Here is a 9,341-nt window from a genome sequence, read left to right as displayed (position 1 = left end):
TACCCCTTCACGCCCCCCCGCCCCCCCCAGCGGCCCGCGGTCCCCCCCCGCCCGGCACCCGCGGGCCGCCCCGCACGTGGAGCCGGTCAGGCGCGGCCGGCGAGGCCGCCCTCGTCGAGCAGGCGCAGGGCCTCGTCGGCGGACGCCGAGTCCACCAGGATCTGGTAGCGGTCGGCCTGCATCGCCGACACCGAGGAGAAGTCGCGGCGGCCGCCGGTGAGGGCGTGCCCGGCCAGGCCGAACAGCCCGCCCGCGACCGCGCCGAACCCCGCGCCGTACAGCACGAGCAGCAGCAGCGAGATCAGCGGCGTGACCCAGTTGAAGAAGCCGAACATCCAGGCGAACAGCGCGCCCAGCAGGGCGCCGCTCACCGCGCCGTGCGCGGCCGCACGCCACGTCGTCAACCGCCCGGTGACCTGCTCGACCAGGCTCAGCCCACGGCCGGCGATCGCGGTGCGCTCGACCGGGAACCCGTTGTCGGACAGGTGGTCGACGGCCCGCTCCGCCTCGGCGTACGTGTCGTAGGTCGCGACGACGACCTGCCCGGCGGCGCGGCTGTCCGCGGCCCATTCGGTCTGTGTCATGGGAGCCTTCCTCAATCACGGCTGACGTTGCCAGGCGGGTACCCGTGACACGGCCTCGCCAATCACCTCCGTCCGCACCGGACATTTCGCCGTCAGCGGACGGCGGGCCGGGTGCCCGGGGCGAAACGGAACTGCATCGCCTCCATCAGCCCGCGGCGGCGGGTGTTGTGGAAGGCCGCGACCCGCCAGCCGTCGGGTTCGCGTACCAGCGTGTAGGTCTGGATCTTCGACAGCGCGGGCCGGCGGCGTCCTTTGTAGGTGTCGCCGCGGCCGACCACCACGGCGGTGTCCGGGCCGAGGAACGTGACGGAGATCGTCTCCCCGGCCAGCCGGGTGCCCTTGGTGAAAGCCTGGAACAGCGCGCGATGGCTCTCGGTGATGTCGTCGCGGCCCCGGTACACGGTGCCGACGAAGGTGACGTAGCTGGCGTCGTCGGTGAAGGCGCGGCCGAAGGCGTCGGCGTCTGCGGCCTCCCAGGCGTGCGCGATCGAGGCCAGGAGCTGCTCGATTTCGGCCAGGTCGGCGGTGCGGTCGGCGTGGTTCACGTGTTCCTCCCGGGTCGGCCGGGCCTAACATGGCACCGGATACACAGAAACTGCACAGGTGCAATATCTGCACTCACGCAGAGATTAGCGCAGAGGGAGCCGCCACGCCATGGCCGACGCCACGCCGCACGCCGCCCTGCCACCGGGAGCGCACGAGACCTTCCGGCGCTACCTCGACGCGATGACAGCCCACGCCCAGGCCGCGGCCGACGCGGCGGGCATGCACCCGACCGACTGGGCCGCGCTGAGCACGCTCAACCTCGCCGGTCGACTGACCTCGGGCGAGCTCGCCGAGCGCGCCGGGCTGACCACCGGCGCGACCACCCGCCTCATCGACCGGCTGGAGCGGGCCGGGCACGTGCGCCGCGTCGCCGACCCCGCCGACCGCCGCCGGGTGCTGGTCGAACCAGTGCCGAAGCTGGATGTGGACACCATCGTCGGCCCGGCCCGGCAGCGCCTCGGCGAGGTGATCCAGGGGTACCGGCCGGACGAGCTGGCGGTGCTGTTCGACTACTTCTCCCGCGCCGCCGACGCGCTGCTGGCCGCCACCCGCGAGGTCCGCGCCGACACCGCCCACCGCGGCGGCCGCCCCTGATCGATTGACGGGACCCGAAATATCCACGTGGGACCATGCGCCGACAGGTGTGACAGCGCGGCACTCGGGACACAGGTGGGACATGAACGTGCGTCGGGTACAAGTCGGTTGCGAGTTCGTCTATCAGTCCGCCGTGGACACCCCTGCTGTGCTGCAGATCGAGCCCCGGGGCACCGGGCCGGTCTCGGTCATCGAACGCTCCTGGGCGCTGGAGCCGCAGGTCAACGTCCGTAGCTATGTCGATCTCTATGACAATCCCTGCACCCGGCTGGTGCTGCCCGCCGGCCGGTGCACGGTTCGCTATGCGGCGACGGCGCTGGTGCCCGACGCCACCGAGGACACCGCCGGCAACGCGCCGCAGCTGCTGCCCCACGAACTGCCCGACGACGTGCTGATCTTCACCTTGCCCAGCCGCTTCTGCCTGCCCGACATGCTCGGCGACGAAGCCTGGTCGAGGTTCGGCGGCATGCCGGCCGACCACACGCGCGTGCAGGCGATCTGCGACTACGTCAACGGCCACCTGACCTTCGGCTACGGCACCAGCGACGCGCGTTCCACCGCGGTCGACGTCAACACCTCGGGTTTCGGGGTGTGCCGCGACTTCACGCACCTGGCGATCTCGTTCTGCCGCGCGCTCAACATCCCGGCCCGCTACGTCTTCGGCTACCTGCCCGACCTCGACGTGCCCCCGGACCCCGCGCCGATGGACTTCGCGGCCTGGATGGAGGTGTGGCTCGGCGACCGGTGGTGGACGTTCGACCCGCGCAACAACCGCCCGCGCAAGGGCCGCATCCTGATCGGCCGCGGCCGTGACGCCTCCGACGTGGCGATGGTGACCACCTTCGGCGCGCCCGTGCTGGAGTCGATGACGGTCACCGCCCTCGAGCAGCCGGACCCCGGCCACTGATCCCGAAGAAGGCTAGCCGGACGCCGGGCCGCGGTCCTGCAGCTCGTACGTCGTGGTCAGGTTCTCGGGCAGGTCGGGGACCAGGGCGTCGGTGCCGTCGACGACCTGGACGTAACGTCTGCCCTGGAAGAGCGACCAGGTCCCGTCGGCGACCCGCTCGATCTTGAACAGCTGCGCCTGTGCCGCCGGGTCGCACGCCCGGCCGCGCACACTGCCGGGCGCGGCGTCGTGCACCACGGTCATGCAGAACCGGGCGTCGCCCTGCGGCGCGGCCAGCTCGATCCGGTACCGGTCCCCCTCGGGGCGCAGGATCCACAGCGCCCGGCCGTCGACGCCGCGTTCGGTGGTGGCCCCCACCCGGTCGTCGTCACGGCCGATCGCCAGCACGGCGCCACCCATGCTCGGCACCACGATCATGATCTGCCGTCGACCGGCCAGCATGTCCTGCGGTCCGGCCGAAGCGGTCGCGGACGGGACTGCCGAAGACGGGACTCCACCCGGATCGGCAGGGGTCTCGCGCCCCTGCACCAGGGCGGCGCCTGCGGCCAGCGCGAGCACGACCAGGCCCGCGCCCGTGACGGCCGTACGGCGACGGCGGCGGCGGTCGCCGCGCTCGCGCAACGCCCGCGCGGCGGGGAGCTTCGTGACCCGCTGGACCCCGTCGACGATCGACGTGAGGTCGTCGTGCAGCTCAGCCATGGGATGCCTCTTCCTGGGGTGCCTCGGTCAGCATCCCGGCCATCGCCCGGCGGCCGCGGGCGAGGTACGTCTTGACGGTCCCGACGGGTTTGCCCATCTCGGCTGCCACGTCGGCGACGCTCAGGTCGTTGAGGTGGTGCAGCACCACGGCGCGGCGTTCGGCGGCGCTCAGCTGCTGCAGCGCCTGCAGCAGGGCGACGTGGTCCTCGGTGAGTCCCGGCACGCTGATGTCGACGGCGGCCCGGCGGTGCGCCCGGACCCGGTTGAACGCCTTGCGCCAGCTGCTGACCGCGATCCGGGAGGCGACCCGGCGCACCCACGCCTCCGGGCTGTCCGCCTCGCGTACGGCCGGCCAGCGCTGCCAGGCCCGGGTGAACGCCTCGGCGACGGCGTCCTCCGCCTCGGTGCGGTTGCCGGTCAGCGTGTAGACGTGACCCACCACCCGTCCCGCACAGGCGGCGTAGAACGCGTCGAACTCCTCGGCGTCACTCGCCTCACCCGTGCCCCCGAAGCTTCGTTCCGTGGTCACCGGCGAATGCAACCCCGCGCGGCGACGGGCCCCGGCGGCACGGGGGCCGCATTGTGTCCGCCGTCACACCCAGGTGATCAACCGGTGGACGGCCCCAGACGTCATCGTGCCGTCCCGGGAGACACCCGGTGGCGGAGAGGACGATGTGCGACGACGGCAACGACACGCACTGACGGCCGGGGTGCTCGCGACCGCGCTGGTCACCACGGCCCTCGCGGTTCAGCCCGCGACCGCTTCGGCGACGGGAAGCCTGGCCGCTCCCCCGGGCCCGGTTCAGGACGGTCCGCAGGCCGCGGTCTCCGGCGCATCCCGCGCCTTCACACTGATCACCGGTGACCGGGTGTTTCTCGACGCGAGCGGTCACCTGGACATCCAGCGGGGACCGGGACGCTCCGGCATGCGGTTCGTGAGCAGCCAGGAGGACGGCCACCAGTACGTCGTCCCGGCCGACGCGATGCCCCTGCTGCGCGCGGGGCGGCTCGACCGACGGCTGTTCGATCTCACCACGCTCGGCGGGTTCGGCTACGACGACCGGGCGGCCGAGCTGCCGCTGCTGGTCGCGTACCCGGCGGGCAGCTCCGCGCGGGCGCGCACGGCCGTCGTCGGCGGCGACGCGAGCGTGCGGGCCGACCTGCCCGCCGCCGACGCGCTCGCCGTGCGGGCGGGTACAGGCGACCGGGCGGACCTGTGGTCGTCGCTGACCCGCGGCACCTCGTCGCAGCGCACGCTGACCACCGGGATCACCGGCATCTGGCTGGACGGCAAGCGCCGCGTCTCGCTGGACCACAGCGTGCCGCAGATCGGGGCACCGGCGGCCTGGCAGGCCGGTTTCGACGGCGCCGGCGTCACCGTCGGCGTGCTCGACACCGGGATCGACGCCGCCCACCCCGACTTCGCCGGGCAGATCGCCGCCATCCGAGACTTCACCGGCGGCAACGACCCGACGGACAACGTTGGCCATGGCACCCACGTGGCGTCGACGATCGCGGGCACCGGCGCCGCCTCCGGCGGTGCTTACCGCGGCGTGGCCCCGGGCGCGAAGCTGGTCATCGGCAAGGTGTGCGCCACCAACGAGTGCGCGGACTCCGACATCATCGCCGGCATGGAGTGGGCCGCGGCCCAGGCGCAGGTGGTCAACCTGAGCCTGGGCGGCACCGACCTGCCGGGGTTCGACCCGCTCGAGCTCGCCCTCCAGGACCTCAGCCGGCGCTACGGCACGCTGTTCGTCGTCGCCGCGGGCAACGAGGGCAAGCCCAAGTCGATCTCCTCGCCGGCCGCTCTGGACGAGGCGCTCGCCGTCGGCGCGGTCGACGCCGACGACCAGCGGGCGTACTTCTCCAGCAAGGGCCCCCGCCTCGGCGACAACCACATCAAGCCCGACATCAGCGCGCCGGGCGTCGACATCGTCGCGGCCGCCCCCGGCGGCGGCTACCAGCCCATGGCGGGCACCTCGATGGCGACCCCGCACGTGGCGGGCTCGGCCGCGATCCTCGCCGGGCAGCACCCGGACTGGACCGGACCGCAGCTCAAAGCCGCGCTGATGGACTCGGCCAAGCCGGGCGGCGACGACAGCCTCTACGAGCAGGGCGCCGGCCGGGTCGACATCGGCCGCGCGGCCGCGCAGCCGGTCGTCGCCGAGATCGGCGCGATCGACTTCCCGGTGCAGCGCTGGCCGCACGCCGACGACACCCCGTTCACCCAGGCCATCGGGTATCGCAACACGGGCACCGCCCCGGTCACGCTGGCGCTGTCGGTCGCCCCTGCCCCGGCGGGCATGCTCACCGTCAGCCCGGCCACTTTGGTCGTGCCCGCAGGCGGCCGCGCCGAGGCGACGGTCACCGTGGACACCCGGGTCGACGTTCCCGACGGCGTCTACCAGGGCGCGGTCGCCGCGACCGGTCCTGGCGACCTGCGGGTGCGCACGGTGTTCGCGCTCAACAAGGAGATCGAGAGCTACGACGTACGGCTCCCCCACACCGGGCGCGACGGCAACCCGGCCACGGACTACGAGACCGTGGCGGCGAACCTGGCCACCGGCGAGTTCACCACGCTGGCCGGGGAACCGGGCGGCGGCACGATGCGGCTGCCCAAGGGCCGGTACGCGCTGTACAGCACCATCCACGAGGGCAGCGTGTCGACGCTGCTCGTGCAGCCGCTGCTGGACGTGCACGCGCCGGTCACCGAGGCGCTCGACGCGCGTACTGCCAAACCGGTCGCGCTGACCGTGCCGCAGCGGGACGCCGCCCCGAAGGCCGTCAACATCAGCGCGAACTGGGACGACGGCCTGCGCTACCCCGGCGTGCAGCTCAGCGGGGTGTCGTTCCAGGACGTCTTCTTCGGCCGGATCGGGCCCGCCGTCGATGCTCCGGAGTTCGCGGTGACGCTCGGCATCGGGCTCGCCCGTCCCGGCAAGGACGGGACCTTCCGGAACAGCCCGTACACGTACGACCTGGCCTACGTGCGCAAGGGAGACATGTTCACCGGCCTGACCCGGAGGTTGTCCCCGGCGAACCTGGCCACTGTCAAGGCCGTCTACCGCAGCCAGTCCACGACGACGGCGGCGATGCGGTTCCACCGCGCGGCGGCCATCGGCGGCCCCGGCCCCATCGGCTCGAACACGGCGATCGACCTGCCGTTCCACGCCACCGAGTACTACAACACCGACGGCGGGCTGATCTGGACGACGACCTTCGTCGACGGCGCGAACTCCACCGTCCAGGAGGCGACCTACCAGCCGGGCAAGACGTACCACCAGGTGTGGAACGCGGCGCCGTTCGGACCGACGGTGCTCGAGGCCCCGTCGTGGTCGCCGACCGGATACGCCGGGCGGGACGGTGACGTGATCACGGTCCAGCCGGCCATGTTCGCCGACGCGGCCGGCCGCCCCGTCGGGCGCGACGACCTGCAGGTCCACCTGCGGCTGTTGCGCAACGGCAAGGAGATCGGCACGGCCGACGGCTCGTACGCCGAGTTCACCGTGCCCGCAGCGAAGGCGGCCTACCGGCTGGAGGCGACCGTCACCCGCGGCGCGCCCGACACCCTGTCCGCATCGGTCGCGGTGGCCTGGACCTTCACCTCGGCGCACACCTCCGCGCCGGAACGGTTCCCCCTGACCACGGCCCGGCCGATGCCGGCCCTCGACGACACCAACACCGCGCGGGCGGGCCGCCCCATGGCCATCCCGGTGGTGCTGGACCGGCACACGGCGACCGCGACCGCGTCCTGCCGGGAACTCGGCGTCGAAGCCTCCTTCGACGACGGCCGGACCTGGAGCAAGGTGCCCGTCATCTGGGGAACGGCCTTCGTCAGCCACCTGAAGCGGCCCGGCTTCGTGTCACTGCGGATCAAGGCCACCGACACGGCAGGCAACACGGTGACGCAGACGATCGTCCGCGCCTACCGCACCGCCTGACGCACCACGGACAGGGCCCGGCGGACTCCCGCCGGGCCCTGTCCGCACCCGCAGGTATCACCGTCGACGATCGCCTTCCCGGCGGTTCAGTATGCAGAGGTACTGGCCGTGCCTAACTTTGCCGGGTTAGCTTCCGACCGGAGATGGTCAACGAGGTCAGGGATTGGCTTCATGAGCTGCAACGCACCGACCGCAACACGGCGATTCTCGTCGGCCAGGCGATCGCGAGGCCATTCCGACCGCCGAAGCTCGACACAGCACCTACCTGAAGGAAAAGGACCAGGCATGAGCAGCACTTCTGGCTACGACCAGGACGGCTTTCTCACCGGGTTCTTCCCCGACGAGGCCGACCGCGCGGAAGTCGAGGCGGGCGCCGAACATCTGATCAACGTGAGTCGCGCGACCCGCTTGGTCGAGATGCGCAAGCGGCTCGGGCTATCCCAGGCCGAGATGGCTGAACGGATGCACGTCAGGCAGGAGCGCGTCTCCGCCATCGAGCGCGCCAAGATCACCAGCAGCGAGCTGCGCACGCTCGCCGCCTACATCGAAGCCCTCGGCGGCCGCATGGAGATCATCGCCGACTTCGGCGGAGAGCGCCTCGTCGTCGGCTGACCCGCGACGCCATCACTCCGACCGACGAAGCCTTTGATCGGATTGACGGATGGCCGCAGGTGTTGTCGCAGTGGCTATTCAGCTCGCTGTGTGCGCCCGGCTCAAGGACGCGTGACCCGTTCCTTCTGCTGAACTTGTTCGCCGAACGGGGAGACCTCTCCGTCGGTTTTCGCGGCTACAAGCTCTGCAATCGCTCGGTAACATCCGGTCTCTGCCTGGATGCAACAAAGGAGCGTGCCATGGAGTTCGAGGAGCGGATCGCCGCGCTTGCCACGAAGGTCCGGAACCAGCGGGATGTGATTCAGACGGAAGAAGCCGCCAAGAATGCTTTCGTCATGCCGTTCATCTCACTGATCCTCGGCTATGACGTCTTCAATCCGATGGAGGTCGTTCCCGAGTTCACGGCCGATGTCGGCATCAAGAAGGGTGAGAAGGTCGACTACGCGATCGTTCGCAACGGCGAGGTGCAGATCCTCATCGAGTGCAAGCAGCCACGTGACGCGCTGAAGATCGAGCACGCGTCGCAGCTGTACCGATACTTCTCGGTCACGAACGCACGGATCGCGATTCTCACGAACGGCCAGATCTACCACTTCTACACGGATCTCGACGCTCCAAACCGCATGGACGCCAAGCCGTTCCTTGTGCTGGACCTGGACGACATCGACGACGCCCTCCTTCCGGAGCTGCGCAAACTCTCGAAGGAAGACTTCGATCTCGACTCCATCATCTACGCGGCCGAGGAGTTGAAGCAGCTCGGCCAGATCAAGCGCACACTGGCAGCACAGTTCAACGAGCCCGATGACGACTGGGTCAGGTACTTCGCCGCGCGGCTGCACGAGGGATCGTTCACGCAGAAGGTGCGCGAGCAGTTCAGGCCGCTCGTCGCGAAGGCGTCCGCGCAGTTCATCAGGGACCAGGTGAACGACCGGCTCAAGAGCGCGCTGTATGCGAACACTCCCAGGCAAGGCGCCGGGGCTTCGTCACAAGGGCTGGAGAGCGAGGCTGCGGCAGTCAGCGACGTCGAGCGTGATACCGAGGTGGAGACCACGCTTGAGGAGCTGACCGGCTATCAGATCGTCAAAGCGATCGCGTGCAGCGAAGCCAAGCCGCAACGGATTGTGGGGCGCGACGCCAAGTCCTACTTCGCGATTCTCCTGGACGACAACAACCGCCGACCCATTGCCCGTCTGCACTTCAACGGCAAGGCCAGGAAGTATCTGGGCACGTTCGATGCGGACAAGGTGGAGACCCGTCACCTGATCGATTCGATCGACGACATCTATCTTCACGCCGATGCGATCCGCGGTGCCGTCCGAAACATCCTCGGCGAGCCGCTCCAGAACGCCCAGTAAGGCCCACGACCCCTGCTCCGTACCTGGGCGTGGGGGGGGGGGGGGGGGGGGGCCCCCCGGGGGGGGCGGGGGGGGGGGGCCCCGGGGGGCGGGCGAGGCCAGG

9 protein-coding genes are annotated in these 9,341 nt (G+C 70.9%); 5 read left to right on the top strand and 4 right to left on the bottom strand.

From position 1 onward, the window contains the following. Positions 1-86 precede the first annotated feature (86 nt). Complete coding sequence (locus F6W97_RS08230) at positions 87-584, bottom strand: YflT domain-containing protein (RefSeq protein WP_155369617.1); 498 nt, start codon at positions 582-584, stop codon at positions 87-89. A 92-nt stretch (positions 585-676) separates the two neighbouring features. Beyond that, positions 677-1,129, bottom strand: a complete 453-nt coding sequence (locus F6W97_RS08225) for an SgcJ/EcaC family oxidoreductase (protein ID WP_155369616.1) — start codon at positions 1,127-1,129, stop codon at positions 677-679. A gap of 109 nt (positions 1,130-1,238) precedes the next feature. On the opposite strand from F6W97_RS08225, the gene F6W97_RS08220 reads away from it, so the two are divergent. After that, positions 1,239-1,724 carry a MarR family winged helix-turn-helix transcriptional regulator gene (locus F6W97_RS08220; protein ID WP_155369615.1) on the top strand — a complete coding sequence of 162 codons (486 nt, stop codon included), beginning with the start codon at positions 1,239-1,241 and terminating at the stop codon, positions 1,722-1,724. A gap of 133 nt (positions 1,725-1,857) precedes the next feature. Further along, positions 1,858-2,631, top strand: a complete 774-nt coding sequence (locus tag F6W97_RS08215; RefSeq protein WP_230686510.1) for a transglutaminase-like domain-containing protein — start codon at positions 1,858-1,860, stop codon at positions 2,629-2,631. A gap of 12 nt (positions 2,632-2,643) precedes the next feature. Here the strand turns inward: F6W97_RS08215 and F6W97_RS08210 are convergent, their stop codons facing one another. Beyond that, a complete protein-coding gene (locus tag F6W97_RS08210) occupies positions 2,644-3,330 on the bottom strand; it encodes a hypothetical protein (protein ID WP_155369613.1) in 687 nt (228 codons plus the stop codon). Beyond that, a complete protein-coding gene (locus F6W97_RS08205; RefSeq protein WP_155369612.1) occupies positions 3,323-3,859 on the bottom strand; it encodes an RNA polymerase sigma factor in 537 nt (178 codons plus the stop codon). The genes F6W97_RS08210 and F6W97_RS08205 overlap by 8 nt, the downstream gene beginning before the upstream one ends. A 145-nt stretch (positions 3,860-4,004) precedes the next feature. Here F6W97_RS08205 and F6W97_RS08200 point away from each other — a divergent pair, with 145 nt between their 5' ends. From F6W97_RS08200 to F6W97_RS08190, 3 genes are all read left to right on the top strand, one after another. Beyond that, positions 4,005-7,271 carry a S8 family peptidase gene (locus F6W97_RS08200; protein WP_155369611.1) on the top strand — a complete coding sequence of 1,089 codons (3,267 nt, stop codon included), beginning with the start codon at positions 4,005-4,007 and terminating at the stop codon, positions 7,269-7,271. 285 nt (positions 7,272-7,556) lie between these two features. Next, positions 7,557-7,883 (top strand): XRE family transcriptional regulator, encoded by a 327-nt coding sequence (locus F6W97_RS08195; RefSeq protein WP_155369610.1) that lies wholly within the window; start codon positions 7,557-7,559, stop codon positions 7,881-7,883. Positions 7,884-8,122: 239 nt separating this feature from the next. Next, complete coding sequence (locus tag F6W97_RS08190; protein ID WP_155369609.1) at positions 8,123-9,238, top strand: type I restriction endonuclease; 1,116 nt, start codon at positions 8,123-8,125, stop codon at positions 9,236-9,238. The last annotated feature ends 103 nt before the right edge of the window (positions 9,239-9,341 follow it).

Source organism: Catellatospora vulcania (assembly GCF_009720385.1).
Taxonomy (GTDB): Bacteria; Actinomycetota; Actinomycetes; order Mycobacteriales; family Micromonosporaceae; genus Catellatospora; species Catellatospora vulcania.
The sequence above is the reverse complement of the archived record's forward strand: the minus strand, read 5'-3'. Positions and strand labels throughout refer to the sequence as shown.